Source organism: Natrinema thermotolerans (assembly GCF_031165565.1).
GTDB lineage: Archaea > Halobacteriota > Halobacteria > Halobacteriales > Natrialbaceae > Natrinema > Natrinema thermotolerans.
Genome location: NZ_CP101873.1, coordinates 2563261 through 2581478 on the forward strand (window position 1 = coordinate 2563261; position 18218 = coordinate 2581478).

The window sequence follows — 18218 nt, forward strand, 5'->3', positions numbered from 1 at the left end:
GACGGGGCCGCATTCTGTGCAACCGACGCGGCAGTCGATCGACCGACATCGCTCATTCGAAGTCGTACCAGTCGAACCGCTCGACACCGTAGCGGTAGGACAGCGGCGGCGCGAGCAGGCCGCCGATCAGCACGAGCCAGGCCCCGATCGTGATCGCGCGGGCCGAGACCTCAACCTCGGGCAGCGGGGTCAACGCGGTGGCGGCTCGAAGCAGGCCGGCGATCGTCTCCGGGGCCTCGAGGTAGAGGACGGCGGCCGCGATCGCCGGCAGCGCGATCGCCAGCGTGTAGACGAGGAACGCGGTCTTGCTCGGCATCACCGCCTCGCGGTTGTTGGTCACGCTGACGCTGCCAAACCGGGGGAACGCCGAGCCGATCCCCGACGCCAGCGCCGGCGTGGCGATCGCCCCGACGACGGTCCCGGCGACGAGGGCGCCGGTCCGCTCGAGCGAGAGGGGGCTGACGACCCCGAGGACGAGCGGAACGACCACCGCGAACGGGACGGCGACGAGGGCGGCGGCGACGATCCGACCGCGGATCGCCTGCCGGCCGGTGAGCGTCGACGTGACGACGGCGGGCAGGGCCGGGCCGAGATCGCCGAGCGGGTTGAGCGTGAACAGCGCGCCGGCCGCCCAGACGACGTACAGACAGAACAGCGCGACCATGAACGACGGGACGGTCCCGGACTCGATGATCTGCTGGACGAACCCGATGGCACCGAGCAGCGGGTAGCCGACGTACGCGAGTCGGATCGGCGAGCGTTTCGTCCGTCGGATCGCCGTCACGGCTACGGTTCGGACCGGCCGCGTGAGGACGCCCGAGAGGGCACCCGTGAGCCGGTCGTCGCCCCGTTCGACGGTCGGGTCGGGCTCGTCCTCGGTTCGGGCCGCATCGGCGAACCAGTGGGTCCGTGCGCCGGCCGTCCCGACGACGAGGGCGGCACCGACGACGAGCAGCGAGCCGACCGCCGCACCACCGATCGCGACCATCGACGAATCGATGATGGGGACGCCGACCAATAGCAAATGGCCGGGCCAGCCCAGCGGGCTGGCCTGCAGGTGCCGAAAGAGTGTCGCCGCGATCTCGTTGATCCCCCCGGTCATGATCACACCGAAGTACGCGACCCAGAAGGCGGCAAACAGCAGCGTCCGGTACTTGGCGATCGGTTCGTAGGCGGTGATCAGGTGACGAACCCAGACGCCGACGGCGAACCCGACCGGGACGGCGGTCGCGATGATCACCACTAGGAAAAGCGGCGCGACTAGGACGGGTACTACAGTTCCCGCACCGGAGGCAAACGCCGCGGCGAACACCACCGCCGGCAGCAGTACCCAGGTCAGAAAACGGGCGATCTCCGCACCGACGAGGCCGACGACGGCGTTGCGGACCGACGTCGACAACAGGAGAAAGGCCGGCTTATCGACGTCAGCGGTCGTCGTGACCGCCCGCATGACGCCCATGACGACCAGAAACAGCCAGAGGAGCGCCGTTCCACCGGTGACAAACTCCGTGATCGTTGTGGTGCCGGACGCCGACAGCGAGCCGGCGGCGGCACGTTCGCCCAATTCCGGCAGGAAGAGGACACCGACTGCCGTAATCGGGCCGAGCGCGATCAGCAGGGCGATCGCGATCAGAAACAACCGCGTCCGGTTGCCCGCGATAGCGCGAGCGGTCCGCCGGAACTCCGTTTCGGTAATCGTACGGGCGATAGCGGCTTGTCCCATCAGCGATCACCTCGAGTCGATCGCAGCGTGCGGGGATGGACAGGGCTCATAGTCGGGCCTGCGTAACGCATTCAGTAAAATATTCGGTTTTTGTCATCACTGCGGCGTCGCTCGGTCGGTCGAATCGGCTCCGACTCGAGGCGGTCGCCCGTGGCCGTTGACGGCCGACACTTATGACACACATTTAACTATAGCGGTACGAAAAGACGCCTATGAGCCCTGTCGACGCCCTCGCTATCGAAACCGATGGCCTGACGAAACGGTACGGCAACACGACGGCGGTCGACGATCTGACGATGCAAGTCGAGCGCGGGACTGTCTATGGCTTTCTCGGCCCCAACGGCGCGGGGAAGACGACCACGATGCGGATACTGACGACGCTGACGAAGCCGACCGCAGGAACGGCGAGCGTCGCCGGCCACTCGATCGTCGACCGCGAGTCGGTCACTCCCCACATCGGCTATCTGCCCGAGGAACCGCCGGTTTACGACGAACTCACCGGCCGGGAACAGCTCGAGTACGCCGCCGGGCTGCGCGATCTGCCCGACGACGAGGCCAGCGAGCGCATCGAGTCGCTGCTCGAGCGGTTCGACCTGCTCGACGACGCGAACAAGCGCATCGAGGACTACTCGAAGGGGATGCGCCAGAAGGTCGGCGTCATCCAGGCGGTATTGCACGAGCCCGACGTCGCCTTCCTCGACGAGCCGACGAGCGGGCTCGACCCCCGCGCGGCCCGAACGATGCGCGACACCATCGCCGACCTCGCCGACCACGAGATGACCATCTTCCTCTCGACGCACATCCTCCCGGTCGTCGACGAGCTGGCCGATACGATCGGCGTCCTCCACGACGGCGAACTCGTCGCCGAGGACGACCCCGAACGGCTCAAGACCCGCGCCGAAACCGGCGACGCCCGCAGTCTCGAGGACGCCTTCCTCGAGATCACCCGCGATCATGACGAGACGGCGGCCGAGCCCCGCGCCGAGTGACCGGCCGTTCGACCCCCCGATCCCTCGAGACGGCTTTTCGCGCCGAAACCGCGTTAGATGCACGGAAAGACTCGTATCGGCGAGCTACGGCGTTCGATTCCCCATAGTTTTTAGTAAGTCGCGATCGTACGCTCGTCCGGAGGTGAGAATCGATGGTACGGAGAGACATCACTGGCCTCGATACGGTTGCTCGCATCGCCGACCGCCTCTCGACGATCGACCGATACGATTGCCTGCTCGGACTGATTCCGACGGCGCTGACGGTCGCGGCGCTCGTCGGACAGGTCCTCGATCTCCCCACCGAGGCGGCCCTCCTCGGTGGCGTTGCCATCGCCTTACTGGCCCTGCTCGATGGACTGTTCTTCCGCCCGCCGACCGGGCTGCAGGGCGCGTGAACCGTCCGTCGCGCCTTGAGTCCGGACCGGAGGCGAGTCGCCGTCACGACGACGGCCGCGCTACGGATCGAAGACGCCGCGTCGCAACCCCTCGCGGACGGGGTCGTGTTCGGCGTCGGTCGGCGGCGGGCTCGTGACCAGCAGGGCCTCGAGCCGTTCGTCCTCGCTCGCTCGAATCCCCCGGTCGACGTCGGCTTCCACGACGACGATGTCGTCGGGTTCGACCGCGTGTTCGGTCTCGCCCTCGCGGACGACGCCCGTGCCCGACCGGACACAGATCGTCACGTCGCTGCCCGGCGCGTGGACCGGGATGAACTGTCCGGGCTCGAAGTAGCCACAGACGACCTTGATCCGGTCGTTTTTGAACACCGGCTGTGCGCTGAACTGGTCCTCGTCGTACGCCCGTTCGGCGTCGAAATCGGTTGCTGGCATGGCTGAATTGTCGACGGATCTAGGTCCGCCTAATTCCGTACCGGAGGAGAGACGGGCCGACGGGGTCGGTCTTCCCCCGAACATATTGGCCCGTCCTGGGGAGCGCACGGGCAGCCGGGAACGGCCGCCTCGAGGCGACGCGAGCGGTCCGCGAACGGAATACTCTAAAACGACCGGGTGCTGTGGTTTCGTATGGAGTATCACGAGGCGGCGGACTTCTTATTCGATCTGCGTCGGTTCCGCCCGAAGCCGGGCACCGAGTCGACGGCCCGGCTACTCGCCCACCTCGGGACCCCCCACGACGACGTCGACTGCGTCCAGATCGCCGGCTCCAACGGGAAGGGAAGCACGGCCCGAATGGTCGAGCGCACGCTGCGGGAGGCCGGCTACTCCGTCGGCCTCTACACCTCGCCCCACCTCGAGGATCTCCGCGAACGCGTCCGCGTCGACGGCCGGAAGATGCCCCAGTCGGCCGTCTGCGAGTTCGTCGACGCCGTTCGCGAGTACGTGACGACCCGCGGTGCCGACGGCGAGTCGCCGACCTTCTTCGAGACGATGACCGCCATGGCGCTGTGGCAGTTCGGCCGCGAGGACGTCGACGTCGCCGTCCTCGAGGTCGGTATCGGCGGCAAGTACGACGCCACCAGCGTCGTCGATCCGGTCGCCAGCGCGGTCACGAGCGTCACACTGGAACACACGGGGATCCTCGGCGACACCGTCACGGAGATCGCCCGCGACAAGGCCCACGTCGCGCCGAGCGAGGCCCCGCTCGTGACCGGCACGACCGGAGACGCGCTCGCGGCGGTCCGCGAGATCGCCCGCGACGTGATCACCGTCGGCCCCTCACCCGCGGGGGAGTCGGACCCCACCGCGCCGGACGTCCACGTCGCCTACGACGGCCGGACCAACCACACCGAAGCCGCCGTTTCGATCGACGCCGACGACTGGGACCTCGAGACCGAAATTCCGCTGCTGGGCGAGCATCAGGCCGTCAACGCCGGTATCGCGGCCGCCCTCGCCCGTCAGATCGGTGACGTCTCCGAAACCGACCTCGCCCGCGGTCTGCGCAGCGCCCACTGGCCGGGCCGGTTCGAGGTGATGGATACCGAGCCGCTGGTCGTCCTCGACGGCGCGCACAACCCCGGTGCCTGCGACGGGCTCGCGACGACGCTCGAGACGTACGACTACGACGACCTCCACCTCGTCTTCGGTGCGATGCACGACAAGGACCACCGCGAGATGGCCGCCGCCCTGCCGACGCCGGCCTCGATCGTGACGACCGAGCCGACGCTGGACCGGGCCGAGGAGCCGGCGGTCCTCGCCGAGGCGTTCGCCGACGCCGGTGCCGGCCGCGTCCGGACCGAGGCTGCCGTTCAGGACGCGCTGGCGACCGCGCTGGCCGACGCCGACGCCGACGACTGCGTCCTCGTGACCGGCTCGCTGTTCGCTGTCGCGGAGGCCCGCTCCCGGTGGACTCGCACCGACGTCCCCAAACGGATTCGGGACCGCTCGGATGCCCGCGACGCCCTCGCGGAGGCCAACGTCGCGGCGGGCGATGTCGAGCGACTGGACGGCGACGCCGTCCACCGGGTCGTCAGGACGGCCCTGCGGGACCGACAGGCGTCGGTCCTCAAGGAGGAACTGCTACGGCTGGGCGGCGAGTGTGCCCTGTCGGGCCTCGAGCGCGACGACGAGGCCGTCGACGCCGTCCTGATGGGAACCGTAGCGCAGTTCGAGTCCCTCGTCGAGGCTCTCGAGGCCCGCTCGCGGCCCCACGGGCTGGCCGACGTGGCCCGCGAACTGCGAGCGACCCTCGAGATCGACGCGAGCGACGAGTCGCGGACGACGATCCGTCCCGCGGACGACTCCCGGGGCGACGACGCGGGCCACCGATTCCCCTGGGGCGACCGGACGGCCGTCATGGGCATTCTGAACGTCACGCCCGACAGCTTCCACGACGGCGGCGAGTACGACGCCCTCGAGGACGCCGTCGACCGCGCCGAGGCGATGGTCGCGAACGACGTCGACATCATCGACATCGGCGGCGAGTCGACCCGTCCCGGTGCGGATCCGGTTTCGGTCGACGAGGAACTCGAGCGCGTGGTGCCGGTCATCGAGCGGATCGCCGATCTCGACGCCCGGATCTCCGTCGACACGCGCCGCGCCGCGGTCGCCGACGCGGCACTTTCCGCGGGCGCGGACATCGTCAACGACGTCTCCGGGCTCGAGGACCCCGAGATGCGGTTCGTCGCCGCCGACCACGACGCGGGGCTGGTCGTGATGCACAGCATCGACGCGCCGGTCGTCCCCGACCGCGACGTCGACTACGACGACGTGGTCGCGGACGTGATCGACCAGCTCTCCGAGCGCGTGTTGCTCGCGGAGAAGGCGGGTCTCGACCGCGAGCAGATCATCGTCGATCCCGGCATCGGCTTCGGCAAGTCCGCCGCCGAGAACTTCGAACTCCTCGACCGGATCGACGAGTTCCGGGCGCTTGGGTGTCCCGTCCTCTTCGGACACTCCCACAAGTCCATGTTCGCCAAAGTCGGTCGCGAGGGCGGCGAGCGACTCGAGGCGACCGTCGCGGCGACGGCGCTCGCGGCGGATCGCGGGGCCGACATCGTCCGGGTCCACGACGTAACCGAGAACGTCGCCGCGGTCCGGACGGCGCTGGCCGCGCACGATCCGGAACGGTTCGATTGGCGGTCGTAGGAGCTACTTTTCCCGCCCGTCCGAGCCTCAGTCGTCGTCCGAAACACCCGTATCCGGCGTCCACTCGTCCGGTCCACAGCCCAGCGACCGGTGCGGACAGTGCCGGCAGTGGTCGCCCGGTGTCGTCTCCGTGAACGAGGGCTCGTCGACCGCCGCGAGCGTCTCGAGGACCGACTCCCAGGCCGGCAGTTCGTCGGGGTCGAACAGGTCGACGCGGGGGTCGTCGACGTCGCCGACGTAGACGTAGCCGACCGCGGCGATCGGGTCGTCGAACCGCTGCTTGCAGGCCCGCAGATACAGTGCCAACTGGACCGCGTCCGCGGGCGCGATCCGCTCGGCGGTGGCCTTGTAGTCCAGCACGGCCAGCCCGCCGTCGGGGAGCCGACGGACTGAGTCGACGTAGCCGACCACGTCCCCGCTCACGTCCGCGACGTCCTCGAGCGAAAACGGGAGTTCCGCGGCCAGGGGTTCCCAGTCGGCGACCGGCCGGTCGTATGCGGGCGCAGTCGCCGCGAAGTACCGATCGATACAGGCGAGGACGGGCTCGCGGTGTTCGAGCAGGTCCCGCGCGGTGAGCTGGCGGACGGCGGCCTCGCGCCAGGCCTCGCGGCCGTCGTACTCGCGGTGGAACGCCTCCTCGGCGACGTCGTGGAAGACGGTGCCGACGAGCCGAGAGGCCGCGTCGTCGGTTTCCGTCGCGGTTCCCTCCGTGTCGTCTACTGTCCTGTCCGCCGGCTCCGCCGTCGCCGGCGGATCGTCGAACGCCCGAACGACGTGATCGAGATAGTGCTTGCGCGGACAGGTCTCGTGGGTGTCCATCGCGGAGTAGCTGTGTCGCATCGCGACGGGCAGCTCGGTCGCGGTCGCGAGCGTCTCGACGGGGAAGCGGACGGTATCGGTCGTCAGCGCCGACGGGCGGCGGCCGCTCGGTACCGCCCGCCCGTCCGCGTCCGCCTCGAGGCCGCCGTGGCTCGCGGCGTCGGCGACGGGCAGTAACGAGCCGTGGCGAAGCTGTCGGCCCAGTCGGTGGACCGTCTCGACCGCCTCGCGGGTCTCGAGGGGTTCGATGGGGCGGTCGCCGTAGCCGGCGTAGTAGGTGATCGTGCCGGGTGTCTCGCCGGCCGAGGCAGCGATCTCGTCGGTGCGGTCGACCACGGTTTCGGGGTAGGTCTCCCGGACCTGCTCGACGCTCTCGGTCAGCGACGACCAGAGGTCCATCCGCCGGCCGGTCACCGACCACGCGATCTCGTCGGCCAGACAGGCGTCGGCGGTCGTGGCCGCGAGCCCGTCGGCCGGGTCGTACTCGTACTCGGACCCGAAGAGGAACAGGTGATTCGCCGCGCGGGTGAGTGCGACGTGGAGGACCCGCCACTCCTCGGCGACCGAGTCGGCGGCCAGATCGGCCGTCAGCGGCGAGTCGACGTCGTCATCGAGCGTCGCCGCCAGCAGGCGATCCCGGGCACGGTCGGCGTAGTCGCCCTCGACACACCACTCCTCGTCCGAGAGGAAGGGGACGAGGACGGTGTCGAACTCCAGTCCCTTGGCCTGATGGACCGTCATCACGTCGACGCAGTCCGCCGAGTGGCTCCCCCGGGTACGGTCGCCCCCGCCGCTTCGCAGCGTCGCCGCGAGCGCGTCCACGAACTCCCCCGAGAGCGACTGGACGACCCCATCGGATTCGTAGGCCTCGACGAACCGCTCGATGCGGTCGAACTCGCTTCGCTCCTCCCCCGTACAGAACCACTCGAGCCGGGTCAGGTCCCTGAACCGCCGCACGAACCCCGACAGCGGATAGACGTCGCGGTACTCCTCGAGGATCGCGAGGTGGTCCCGGACCGTCTCGAGTCGGTCGGGGTCCTCGAGATCGAGCGCCGATGGCTCGGCGGCGGTCACGGCGTCGTACAGCGAGCCGTCCCGTCGCTGGAGCGTCGCCAGATCGCTCTCGGAGAACCGGTACCGATAGAGTAACACGCGCCGGAGGTGGGCGTCCGCGCCCGGGTCGACCAGCACCCGGAGGTACGACAGCGCCGTCTGCAGGCCGGGCGAGACCTCGCCCCGCGGCGAGCCCGACACCTCGTAGGGGATCCGCAGCGACCGGAGTTCGTCAGCCACTGCCTGCGCGTGGCGGTTGGTTCGAACGATGACCGCGAGATCGCCAAGCGAGCGCTGGGGGACGTTTTCCGCCTCTCCATTGAGGAGTCGCGAGGCCGTCGTCGCGACCTGTTCCGGCGTCGACTGGGGAATCTCGTCGCTCTCGATTTTGACGACGCGATCCGGCGGGTCGGCCTCGTCGTAGGTCCCCTCGGTCCGGCCGTGTTCGCGCAGCGTCTTCGAGGACTGGTGGGCGTAGTCACAGGCGTTGGTCAGCGCGAGGACCTCCTGTCGCGAGCGGAAGTTGAGCTCGAGTTCGATCCCGCGGTGGTCGGCCGTGGTCGTCGCCAGCCGGTCGAGCCCCTCGCGGTCGGTGCCGCGCCAGCCGTAGATGGCCTGGTCCTTGTCGCCGATCGCGAGCAGGTCCGGCCGGTCGGGGCCGTCGGTGAGTTCGGTCAGTAACGAAAACTGGGTCGCGTCGGTATCTTGGAACTCGTCACAGTAGACCTGCGTCCACTGGCCGGTGATTGCCGGGGCGACGGCGTCATCGTCCAGCAGGTCCGTCGCCGTCCGCACCAGTTCGTCGAAGTCCAGTGCCCGCTCGGCCTCGAGGTGGTCGTGGTAGTCCGCGTAGACGTCGGTGTAGTGGCGGGCCAGCCGGAGGAACTCGACGTAGTGTTTGAGCCGGCCGAAGGGCGTCTGCTCGAGCCGTTCCGTGGCCGACCCCCAGATCTCGTTGCCGAACAGCGCCCGCGGGAGGTGTTTCGTGGTCGGCTCTGCGAGGTCGAGCGCCTCGATCGCGTTCGTCACGCAGGTCTGGAGCGCCCGCAGATAGCGATCGATGTCCCGAACCACGTCCTCCGCCCGGAAGGCGTCCGGCGCTTCGGCGATCTTCTCGCGGCAGTACTCGATGAGCTTGCCGTAGTCGACCAGCGACTCGCGGGCGGTCTCGAGGTGGTCCTCGTCGTTGAACCACCGTAGCGCCTCGTTGTCGAAGGACAACTCCGCGTCGGCGGTCCGCTCGAGCCAGAGGACGAACTCGTTGCACAACTCGAGGGTTCGGATCGGCGGCAGTGCCGACCGGAGTCGCTCGGGGGTGATCCCCTCCCGGCTCATCGCGGCGATAAAGTCGTCGACCGCGTCGGCGAGATCGGCCGTCCCCTCGTCCGGGCTGGCCGAGGCGGCCGCGAAGTCGTAGTCGTTGCTCGCGAGCAGCCGGCCGACGATCCGGCGGCGCTTGCGCTCGGTGACGACCTCGAAGTCAGGCGCATAGCCGAGGTAGTAGGCGTACTCGCGGACGAGCCGGTAACAGAACGAGTGGTAGGTGTAGACGTCGATCGCCGCGGCGGCGTCGGGCGAGAGCCGCTCGGCGACCGCGTCGCGGATGCTCGCGGCGGCCTCGTTGGCGAAGGTCAACACGAGGACGTCCTCGGGGTCGACGTCGCCGCGCTCGATGGCGCGTTCGATCCGCAACAGCATGGTCGTCGTCTTTCCGGTGCCAGCCCCCGCGTCGACGGAGGTACAGGCCGCGTCGCTCTCGATGACCGCCCGCTGGTTGCCCTTGGGGTCGACGCCGGCCGCGAACGCGTGGCCGGGCGCGTCGCCGGCGTCGGCTCGGCTCGTTCCGCGGTCGGCCCCGGCCTCGAGCCCGTCCGTCGGATCGCGGTCGGGGCCGCTGCGGCGGTCCTCAGCCATCGAATCCCACCTCCCGGGCGATGTAGTCCTGACAACAGACGGTGTACTCACACGTCGGGCAGGCGTGGTCCTCGATCGCCGCCCACCGCGCCGTGGGGTCGTATGGCCCCGAAACCAGCTCAGTGGCGACCGCCGCGAGGCGGTCGTCGACGGTCTCGTTGCGATGCTCGTGGGTCATCCCGAAGGTGTGGTGATCGACGTAGCCGTTGGTCAGGTCGACGATCTCGAGGCTCGTCTCGACGTCGTCGCGGACCCAGTTTATCGCCGTCCCCGACCGGTCGGCCAGCGGGATCTGCACGTATCGGCAGGTCCGATCGCCCAGTCCGAGCCGGTCGCGGAGCCCGCGGAGGCCGTCGAGGACGACGGCCGTCTCGAGGAGCGCGCCGACGGGAGCAGGGTCGAACGCGGCCGACTCGGGGTCGAAGTGGTCGGTAAAGAGGGCAGCGACGTCGCCCTCCCAGTCCGATCGGTATCGGAGGAGGCCAAGCGGCGCGACCGTCGGTACGAACCGGACGCCGACGAGCGACGAGCCGTCGACGGTGACGTAGTCGACCGTCGCGTCGATCCGTACCGCGTCGGTCTCGAGACTCGGCTCGGACAGTTCAAGCGTACTCGAGAGCGGGAGCCCCGGTCCGACGAGTTCGCCACCGGTCGCTTCGGCCTCGAGTCGCTCGATCCCCGCGGCGTGGTCGATGCCGACGGCCTCGACGTACGCGGCGGCCGTCGCCTCGAGGACGCGCCGCTCGTGGCGGCGCTGGGTCGCCGAATGAAAGCGCTCGTCGTGGTCGGCCCACAAGGCACCCAGCCGGTCCGCGGCGACCGACTCGAGGGCCTCGCGGTCCGCATCGGCGCTCCGGAGCGCGTCACAGAGGGCGGTCCGCAGCAAGTCGACCCGGTCGTCGCCGGCCGCCGGCTCGCCCTCGAGGCCGTGGACGTGGGCGAACTCGTACTGGCGGGGACAGCGGAGGCCGGTCCGGAGCCCCTCGACGGAGAGCGTGGGAACGGCGTCGGCGTCACTCATCCCGGATCACCTCGCCAGCGGCGAACTCGAACTGCGACCGGACCGCCTCGGCGAGTTCCGGGTCGACGTCGCCGTCCTCGAGGACGACCGCGATCTCCTCGAACAGCGCCTCGGTCTCGCCGAGGTCGGCCTCACCCCCCGTACTCGCCTCCCGGAGGAGCCGCTCGAGTTCGCCCCGCGGCTGGGCAAGCAGCGCCTCGACGGCGTCGGTCTCGCCGTGGATCGCCGCCCCGGCCGTCGCGTCGACGGACTCGAGGGCGAGCCCCGGCGTCGCGTCGATCAGTTGCAGGTACCGCGACTCGTCGTGGGTCCGGCGCAGGCCGTCCGACCCGCGCTCGTAGGAACACAAATAGAGGGCCCGCTCGGCGGCTCGAGCCCCGAGTGCGAGCCGGCGTCGGGACCGCTGTGCGTGGTAGGTCTCGAAGCGGTCGCCGACGCCGTCGGCGTCGACGGTGGCGAAGGTGTCGGCGATGGCGTCGACCGACGGGTCGGTGACCGCGGGGTAGCTCGGCATCGATCGGAGCCATGCCCCGGGGAACAGCTGGGTGAGAAACTGCTCGCCCGGATAGGTCTCGTCGGTCAGATCGAGCAGGAACACTGCCCGCCGCGAGTCGTATTTGAGGTCGCCGACGGCACAGACGGTAACGCCGCCGGTCGGCGGCCGCGTCTCGACCGAATGCACGTACGGCGCGTCGTACTGGATCGTCCGCCGGAGCATCCGGCGCAGTCCCTGCCAGTCCGGCCCCACGAGGTCCGTCTCCTCGACGAACGCGGCGATCTCGAGAACCCGGCGGACACCCTCGTAGCCCTCGCGGGCGTCGACCCACGCTTCCTCGCGGGCGATCCGCCCCTTGAGGTCCGTCCGCCGGATCCAGCGCTCGAGCGAACGCCGGACGCTCGAGCCGGCGGTCTCGGCGAGCAAATCAGGCGAGAACGCCGGCACCCGGGCCCGGAGCCGATCCAACGACGTAGTCAGGGAATCGGGCCGGTCCCGGTCGGGGTCGACGGGATCGGCGTCGGCCCGCTCGAGTGCGTCGCCGTCCCGTTCCCGCTCGCACTGACAGGTAACGACCGCGTAGAGTTCGTTGACGGCGGGGTCTTCGGCCAGCGAGGGAGTGCCGATCGTCGCCGTCGGGACGCCGGCCTCGCGGAGCCGCCGTCTGGTCTCGGGAACGCGCTCGATCCGCGGGACGGCGACGGCGAACTCGTCGAACGGCCAGCCGTGGCGGTCGCGCAACGACTGGATCTCGGTAGCGACCGCCCGGGTCTGTTCACGAGCGGTCTCGGTCCGGAGCCGTCGGGCCCGACCGACCGGCGTCGCGTCCGTCGCGTCGGCGGCCGTCGGTCCGTTGCTGTCGTCCGGTTCCACGCTCCGAATCGGCGACTCGCCGGTCGCGAGGAACCGCGTGATCGCCCGGTGTGGCGGCCCGTCGGCGTTCGGTCTCGGGGGCTCGAGCGGTTCGACCTCAAGCCCGGCTTCGGTCGCGATGTCGGCGACTCCTCCGGGCTCGACCCGCGTCCGTTCGACGCTGGCGTGGCGTTCACCGAGACAGACGAGATCGGCGTCCGCCGACAGCGCGGCGAGATAGCGGCGGTCGAGCCGGCGGTACTCCTCGAACTCGACGGCCAACACGGCGTCGAAGGCGGCCGTCACGCGGGATCGCAGGCCGTCCGCGTCGGCCTCGAGCAGGTCGACCGCCCGCGGGATCACGTCCGCCCGCTCGACGTAGCCCCGGTCGGCGAGTTCGTCGTGGAATCGGTCGTTCATCGCGTAGAGGAAGGCCAGACAGTCGTGAGGGTCGTCGAGGTCCGCGAGGCGGATCCGCTGGCGGGTCGCCTCGAGCAGGAACTGGCCCACGTCGCGGGAAAACCCCTCGTGGTCGGCGGCGCGCTCGAGGTAGTCGGGGACGGAGCGGCTCGCGCCGTCGATCACCAGCGAGATGAGTTCGATGCGTTCCTCGTACTCGAGGCGGTCGAGGGTCGGGTCGTACGCCTCGATGGTCTTGGAGGCGTGTTCCGGCAGCGACTCGACGCGGGGCGAGCGGGGGCCGCCGGCGCGCTCGAGGGGCGCATCGGCCAGCGCCTCGGTCAGCGATGCCAGGCCCGCCGGATGCCGTTTCAGCACCAGCACGTTCCGCGGGCCGTGATCGGCGGCGAGGGCGGCGTACTCGTCGGCGGCGGCCGCGAGGAGAGCGTCGCTGGGCGCGGGTTCGGGCAGGAGTTTGCACGTTCCCTCGAGGGTTGGCGAGGACGGCATGACACGTCACCCTGTATGGCCGATTTCGTATTTAAATGTGCGCCACTCACCCGTCCGGTCGCTCGGAGACGGCTCGGCTGCCCTCCGTCCGCCTTCCGCAGTCCGACAATTCTTATATTGTCTACCGAATACCGTACGGTATGGAAGACATTTTCGTCGCGCGAGTCATGTCAACGGATGTCTATACGGTCGCGCCGGATACGCTCGTCGAGGACGCCGCGGGCGAGATGCTCGACAACGGAATCGGGTCGGTCGTCGTCGTCGACGACGACAACCGGCTCGAGGGGATCCTGACGACGACGGACTTCGTTCGGATCGTCGCCGAGCGAAAGCCCAAGGACCGGACCCCGGTTTCGACCTACATGAGTACGGACGTCGTCACTGTCGGGGCACAGGACAGCATCCGCGACGCCGCCGACGTGATGGTCGAACGCGGCTTCCACCATATCCCCGTCGTCGACGAGGACGAGGGCGTCATCGGAATGGTCACGACATCGGACTTGGCCGGCTACATCTCGCGGGTACAGGAGCCGAGTCCCGAGTAGCCCCCCGGTTCGGGCTCCGACGGACTCTCCGGTCGTCGCTCCCGATGCGTCGCTCCGGCGTACAGCTTTTCATACCACTCGTAGCCGTCATTCGCCGACCAGTCATACGACTGCCGGTCGGCGGTCCATGCCCGACGGGCGAGCCGAGTCCCGTGTCCGTTACGACGAGTCGACCTCGTCCCCGGGCGCGTCGCCCTCGGTCATCCAGCGGACGACCTCGCCCAGACGTTCCCGCAACCGCCGCGCCTCCGTCGGCGTCAGCTCGACGTCCGCGTGGCCGGTCGCGTGGTCCCCCGCCATCGCGTCGATGCTCAGCACGACTCGGTGGCGGTCCTCCGCTTCGGGCCGCACCGAGATATCGGCCCGCTCGGGATACTCCCGCGGCGGCCCCATCTCGAGGTCGAGTTCGCCCCGCGTGACGCCGATCCGGACCCGCTCGGCGTCCTCGAGGTCGAACGAGTCCGTCCGCGCCTCCTCGGTCGCCGGCGGTTCGTCAGTGTGTGTCTCGTTCTCTCCCATGTCCTGGGGTTGACCGTCCGTCCCCTTGGCTGTACGCCCGGTCGTCACTCCGAAAGTTGCGCCACGAAGGACCGACGGCGACGCCATCGTGAACGGGCAGGCCCGGGACCGACAGCCGGTACGACCCGCCGCTGTGGCTCTCCCGTCACTCGACCGCGAAGATCTCCGCGTCCAACAGCCGCCCGCCGGTCCAGCACTCGCGGGCGAACCAGCCGAAATACCCCACCGCGAAGACGGTTAGTGCGGCCGTGAGCAGCCACGGCACGCTTCCGACGGCGAACGCGCCGAGTTGGGTGAGGCCGAACCCGCCACAGCCCACGGCGAGCAGACAGATGCCGACCGCGGCCACGCGGGGCCAGCCGACGGTGCGTCCGGCAATCGCGAGTCGCTCTCGCGTCCCTGCAAGGAAGAGCGTGACGCCGACGGCACCGAGCCACCCGACCGGAACCAGCGTCGAGACTGCGCCCGGCTCGCCACCGACGACGAACAGTCCGGCCAACAACAGGGTCGCGACGCCGCCGCCGGTGAACCCGCGGCGAACGACGGTCTTCAATCGACTCATCGCTCGAGCGGTTCCGACGGAACGCAGTTATACTGTTCGCTGTCGAGTGCCGAGCGAGCGGTCCTCGTGTCGGCCCGGTGGCCGACACCGCTCGTCGCCGTCAGTCGTCGTCCATCGGCGCGGTCACGGGCTCGACCCGCTCGCCGCGAGGCCCCTCGAGGTCGATCTTCGGCAGGAGATCGCGCAGATAGCGGCCGGTGTGGGAGTCGTCCAGGCGCGCGACTTCCTCGGGGGTTCCGGTCGCGACGATCTCGCCGCCGTTCTCGCCGCCCTCGGGGCCGAGGTCGATGATGTGGTCGGCGTTTTTCACGAGATCGAGTTCGTGTTCGATGACGACGACGGTGTTGCCGTCATCGGTCAGTCGGTGGAGGACGTCGATGAGTTTGCGCTCGTCCTCGCTGTGGAGCCCGGTCGTGGGTTCGTCGAGCAGGTACAGCGTCTCGCCCGAGTCTTTCTTCCCCAACTCCTCCGCCAGCTTGATCCGCTGGGCCTCACCACCGGAGAGCGTCGTCGATGGCTGGCCGAGTTTCATGTAGTCCAGCCCGACGTCTTTCAGCAGCTTCAGCCGGCGGCGGATCCGGCTCGAGGACTCGAAGAAGTCGTAGGCCTCCTCGACCGACAGCTCGAGGACGTCGGCGATCGTCTTCCCCTTGTAGGTCACGTCCAGCGTGGCGTCGTTGTACCGCGCGCCGTCACACTCCTCGCAGGGGACGTGGACGTCCGAGAGGAAGTTCATCTCGATCTTGACGGTTCCCTGCCCGCCACACTCCTCACAGCGGCCGCCCTTGACGTTGAAGGAGAACCGTCCCTTCTCGTAGCCGCGCTGTTTCGACAGTTTCGTCTGGGCGAACAGTTCGCGGATGTAGTCGAAGACGCCGGTGTAGGTCGCGGGGTTCGACCGGGGCGTGCGACCGATCGGCGACTGGTCGATCAGCCGGACCGTCTCGATTTCCTCAAGACCCTCCAAGCTGTCGTGGTCGCCCGGGATCACGCTCGTGTTGTCGTTCATCTGGCGGGCCAGCCCCTTGTAGAGGACCTCGTGCATGAGCGTGGATTTGCCCGAACCCGAGACGCCCGTAATTGCAGTAAAGCAGCCCAGCGGGATGTCGACGTCGAGGTCCGTCAGGTTGTGCTGGCGCGCCCCGAGGACGGTCAGCGCCCCCTCCGGGTCGCGTCGCTCGTCGGGCACCGGGATCTGCTTGCGGCCCGAGAGGTAATCGCCGGTGATCGACTCCTCGGTCGCTTTGACCTCCTCGACGGAGCCGTTGGCGACGACCTCGCCGCCGCGCTTGCCGGGGCCGGGCCCCATGTCGATGACGTTGTCCGCCCGCCGCATCGTCTCCTCGTCGTGTTCGACGACCAGCAGGGTGTTACCGAGATCGCGCAGTTCCTCGAGCGTGTCGAGCAGGCGGTCGTTGTCCCGCTGGTGGAGCCCGATCGAGGGTTCGTCGAGGACGTACAACACGCCGACGAGACCGGAGCCGATCTGGGTCGCGAGTCGGATGCGCTGGCTCTCCCCGCCCGAGAGGGTGGCGGCCTCCCGATCGAGCGTGAGATACTCGAGTCCGACCTCGACCATGAAGCTCAGCCGCGCGCGGATCTCCTTTAAGATCTCCTCGGCGATGACCTTCTCGCGCTCGGTGAGGTCGGCCTCCATCGACTCGAAGTGTTCGAGGGCGTCGCCGATGCTCATCGCGTTGATCTCGGTGATCGCGGTCCCGTCGACCAACACGGCGCGACTGGCTGGCTTGAGCCGGGTGCCCTCACAGGCCGGACACTCCGTGACCGACATGTAGTCCTCGATGTGGTCCCGCGTCGAGTCGGAGTCGGTCTCGATGTAGCGGCGCTCGAGGTTCGGGATGACCCCCTCGAAGCGCTTCCGTTTCCGGCGGGTGCCGTTCTTGGTGCTTCGCTTGAATACCACTTCCTCGTCCGTCCCGTAGAGGAAGGCCTGCTGGATCGATTCCTCGAGGTCCTTGAACGGCGTCGACAGGGAGACGCCGAAGTGTTCGGCGACGGCGTCGAGCCGGGTTTGGTAGTACGACCGGTTGTAGCTCCAGGCCTCGAAGACGTGCTTGAGCGGCTTGGACTCGTCTTGGACGACGAGGTCTTCGTCGACCTCCTTGGTCTCGCCCAGTCCCTCGCACTCCGGACACGCGCCGTGGGGCGAGTTGAACGAGAACGAACGCGTCTCGATCTCGGGGACGTCGATCCCGCAGTGGGTGCAGGCGAGGTCCTTCGAGAACTCGACGACGAAGCGGTCGTCCTCCTCGCGTTCCTCGCCCAGCGCGCCGGTTCGGCGGGCTTCCTCGCCGAGGTCGGCGGCGACCTCCTCGGATGCATCCGGGAGGATGACCTTCAGGACGCCTTCGGCCTCGGCAAGCGCCGTCTCGACGCTGTCGATGATCCGCGGCCGGTCCTCGGTGCTGACCTTCACGCGGTCGACGATCACGTCGACGGTGTGATCGAAGTTCTCGTCGAGATCCGGATCGTCCATCGTGAGGTCGTACTCCTCCCCGTCGATCTCGACGCGGGCATAGCCCTCCGAGACGAGTTCCTCGAAGAGGTCCTCGAAGGCCCCCTTCTGGTCGCGGACGACCGGTGCCGCGAGCTTGGCCTTGGTCCCCTCGGGCAACTCGAGGATGCGCTCGACCATGTTTTGCGCACTCTGCTCGCCGACTTCGCGGCCACAGTCGGGACAGTGGGGCGTGCCGACGCGTGCGTAGAGGAGCCGGAGATAGTCGTGGAGTTCCGTCACCGTCCCGACCGTCGAACGGGGGTTGTTCGCGGCGTTTTTCTGGTCGATCGAGATCGCCGGGGAGAGTCCTTCAACGGTCTCGACCTGCGGTTTGTCCATCTGGCCCAGGAAGTTCCGGGCGTAGGCCGAGAGGCTCTCGATGTACCGCCGTTGCCCTTCGGCGTAGACCGTCTCGAACGCCAGCGAGGACTTGCCCGACCCCGAGAGGCCGGTGACGACGGTAAACTCCTCGCGGGGGATCGTCACGTCGAGGTCCTTGAGGTTGTGTTCTTCCGCACCGCGGACGTCGATAGTGTCCTTGCTCATCGTTCGCTCGCAAATCGGGACTGTTCGGGTCGGCGATACGGTGTCGAATTCATTGTACTGAGTCAGTGGCCGGAAGAACTTAACGAGTCTGAAAGCCCAATGCCGTGGTGTGCGTTGACATTCAGAATCGGTCCGTGAGGCCGTCCCCTCGAACCGCATAGCCGTCCGAGGTCGCGAGTCGCGACTTTCGCCCGTCTTTATGCCGCCGGGGTC

12 protein-coding genes are annotated in these 18218 nt (G+C 68.8%); 4 read left to right on the forward strand and 8 right to left on the reverse strand.

Features of this window, described 5'->3' with window-relative positions:
* Positions 1–52: 52 nt before the first annotated feature.
* Complete coding sequence (locus NP511_RS13160; RefSeq protein ID WP_049965862.1) at positions 53–1723, reverse strand: hypothetical protein; 1671 nt, start codon at positions 1721–1723, stop codon at positions 53–55.
* Positions 1724–1935: 212 nt separating this feature from the next.
* On the opposite strand from NP511_RS13160, the gene NP511_RS13165 reads away from it, so the two are divergent.
* Positions 1936–2712 carry an ABC transporter ATP-binding protein gene (locus NP511_RS13165; RefSeq protein WP_006647790.1) on the forward strand — a complete coding sequence of 259 codons (777 nt, stop codon included), beginning with the start codon at positions 1936–1938 and terminating at the stop codon, positions 2710–2712.
* A 152-nt stretch (positions 2713–2864) separates the two neighbouring features.
* Complete coding sequence (locus tag NP511_RS13170; RefSeq protein WP_049965863.1) at positions 2865–3107, forward strand: DUF8015 family protein; 243 nt, start codon at positions 2865–2867, stop codon at positions 3105–3107.
* 60 nt (positions 3108–3167) lie between these two features.
* Here the strand turns inward: NP511_RS13170 and NP511_RS13175 are convergent, their stop codons facing one another.
* Positions 3168–3539, reverse strand: a complete 372-nt coding sequence (locus NP511_RS13175; protein WP_006647788.1) for a cupin domain-containing protein — start codon at positions 3537–3539, stop codon at positions 3168–3170.
* Between the two features lie 192 nt (positions 3540–3731).
* Here NP511_RS13175 and folP point away from each other — a divergent pair, with 192 nt between their 5' ends.
* Positions 3732–6251, forward strand: coding sequence for a dihydropteroate synthase (gene folP, locus NP511_RS13180; RefSeq protein ID WP_049965864.1), 2520 nt, complete (start codon positions 3732–3734; stop codon positions 6249–6251).
* A gap of 27 nt (positions 6252–6278) precedes the next feature.
* Here folP and NP511_RS13185 read toward each other — a convergent pair whose 3' ends face one another.
* The 3 genes from NP511_RS13185 to NP511_RS13195 are packed head-to-tail and all read right to left on the reverse strand — an operon-like array spanning position 6279 to position 13315.
* Complete coding sequence (locus tag NP511_RS13185; protein ID WP_049965865.1) at positions 6279–10037, reverse strand: UvrD-helicase domain-containing protein; 3759 nt, start codon at positions 10035–10037, stop codon at positions 6279–6281.
* The gene (locus tag NP511_RS13190) at positions 10030–11058 is read right to left on the reverse strand and encodes a PD-(D/E)XK nuclease family protein (protein ID WP_049965866.1); all 1029 of its coding nucleotides are present in this window, start codon (positions 11056–11058) and stop codon (positions 10030–10032) included. Before NP511_RS13190 ends, NP511_RS13185 begins: the two co-directional genes overlap by 8 nt.
* Positions 11051–13315: a hypothetical protein gene (locus NP511_RS13195; protein ID WP_049965867.1), complete on the reverse strand. Its 2265-nt coding sequence runs from the start codon at positions 13313–13315 to the stop codon at positions 11051–11053. Before NP511_RS13195 ends, NP511_RS13190 begins: the two co-directional genes overlap by 8 nt.
* Positions 13316–13455: 140 nt before the next feature.
* On the opposite strand from NP511_RS13195, the gene NP511_RS13200 reads away from it, so the two are divergent.
* Positions 13456–13860 (forward strand): CBS domain-containing protein, encoded by a 405-nt coding sequence (locus NP511_RS13200; RefSeq protein WP_006180811.1) that lies wholly within the window; start codon positions 13456–13458, stop codon positions 13858–13860.
* A 159-nt stretch (positions 13861–14019) separates the two neighbouring features.
* Here the strand turns inward: NP511_RS13200 and NP511_RS13205 are convergent, their stop codons facing one another.
* From NP511_RS13205 to uvrA, 3 genes are all read right to left on the reverse strand, one after another.
* Positions 14020–14379: a hypothetical protein gene (locus NP511_RS13205; protein ID WP_049965868.1), complete on the reverse strand. Its 360-nt coding sequence runs from the start codon at positions 14377–14379 to the stop codon at positions 14020–14022.
* A 145-nt stretch (positions 14380–14524) separates the two neighbouring features.
* On the reverse strand, positions 14525–14941 hold the full coding sequence (locus NP511_RS13210) for a DUF7994 family protein (protein WP_049965869.1): 417 nt from the start codon (positions 14939–14941) through the stop codon (positions 14525–14527).
* A gap of 100 nt (positions 14942–15041) precedes the next feature.
* On the reverse strand, positions 15042–18005 hold the full coding sequence (gene uvrA, locus NP511_RS13215; protein ID WP_049965870.1) for an excinuclease ABC subunit UvrA: 2964 nt from the start codon (positions 18003–18005) through the stop codon (positions 15042–15044).
* Positions 18006–18218 lie beyond the last annotated feature (213 nt).

What these genes read in the sequence shown, in the direction of transcription:
- NP511_RS13160 (WP_049965862.1), bottom strand. Translation starts at nt 1,723, where the DNA reads ATGGGACAAGCCGCTATCGCCCGTACGATTACCGAAACGGAGTTCCGG.
- NP511_RS13165 (WP_006647790.1), top strand. Translation starts at nt 1,936, where the DNA reads ATGAGCCCTGTCGACGCCCTCGCTATCGAAACCGATGGCCTGACGAAA.
- NP511_RS13170 (WP_049965863.1), top strand. Translation starts at nt 2,865, where the DNA reads ATGGTACGGAGAGACATCACTGGCCTCGATACGGTTGCTCGCATCGCC.
- NP511_RS13175 (WP_006647788.1), bottom strand. Translation starts at nt 3,539, where the DNA reads ATGCCAGCAACCGATTTCGACGCCGAACGGGCGTACGACGAGGACCAG.
- folP (WP_049965864.1), top strand. Translation starts at nt 3,732, where the DNA reads ATGGAGTATCACGAGGCGGCGGACTTCTTATTCGATCTGCGTCGGTTC.
- NP511_RS13185 (WP_049965865.1), bottom strand. Translation starts at nt 10,037, where the DNA reads ATGGCTGAGGACCGCCGCAGCGGCCCCGACCGCGATCCGACGGACGGG.
- NP511_RS13190 (WP_049965866.1), bottom strand. Translation starts at nt 11,058, where the DNA reads ATGAGTGACGCCGACGCCGTTCCCACGCTCTCCGTCGAGGGGCTCCGG.
- NP511_RS13195 (WP_049965867.1), bottom strand. Translation starts at nt 13,315, where the DNA reads ATGCCGTCCTCGCCAACCCTCGAGGGAACGTGCAAACTCCTGCCCGAA.
- NP511_RS13200 (WP_006180811.1), top strand. Translation starts at nt 13,456, where the DNA reads ATGGAAGACATTTTCGTCGCGCGAGTCATGTCAACGGATGTCTATACG.
- NP511_RS13205 (WP_049965868.1), bottom strand. Translation starts at nt 14,379, where the DNA reads ATGGGAGAGAACGAGACACACACTGACGAACCGCCGGCGACCGAGGAG.
- NP511_RS13210 (WP_049965869.1), bottom strand. Translation starts at nt 14,941, where the DNA reads ATGAGTCGATTGAAGACCGTCGTTCGCCGCGGGTTCACCGGCGGCGGC.
- uvrA (WP_049965870.1), bottom strand. Translation starts at nt 18,005, where the DNA reads ATGAGCAAGGACACTATCGACGTCCGCGGTGCGGAAGAACACAACCTC.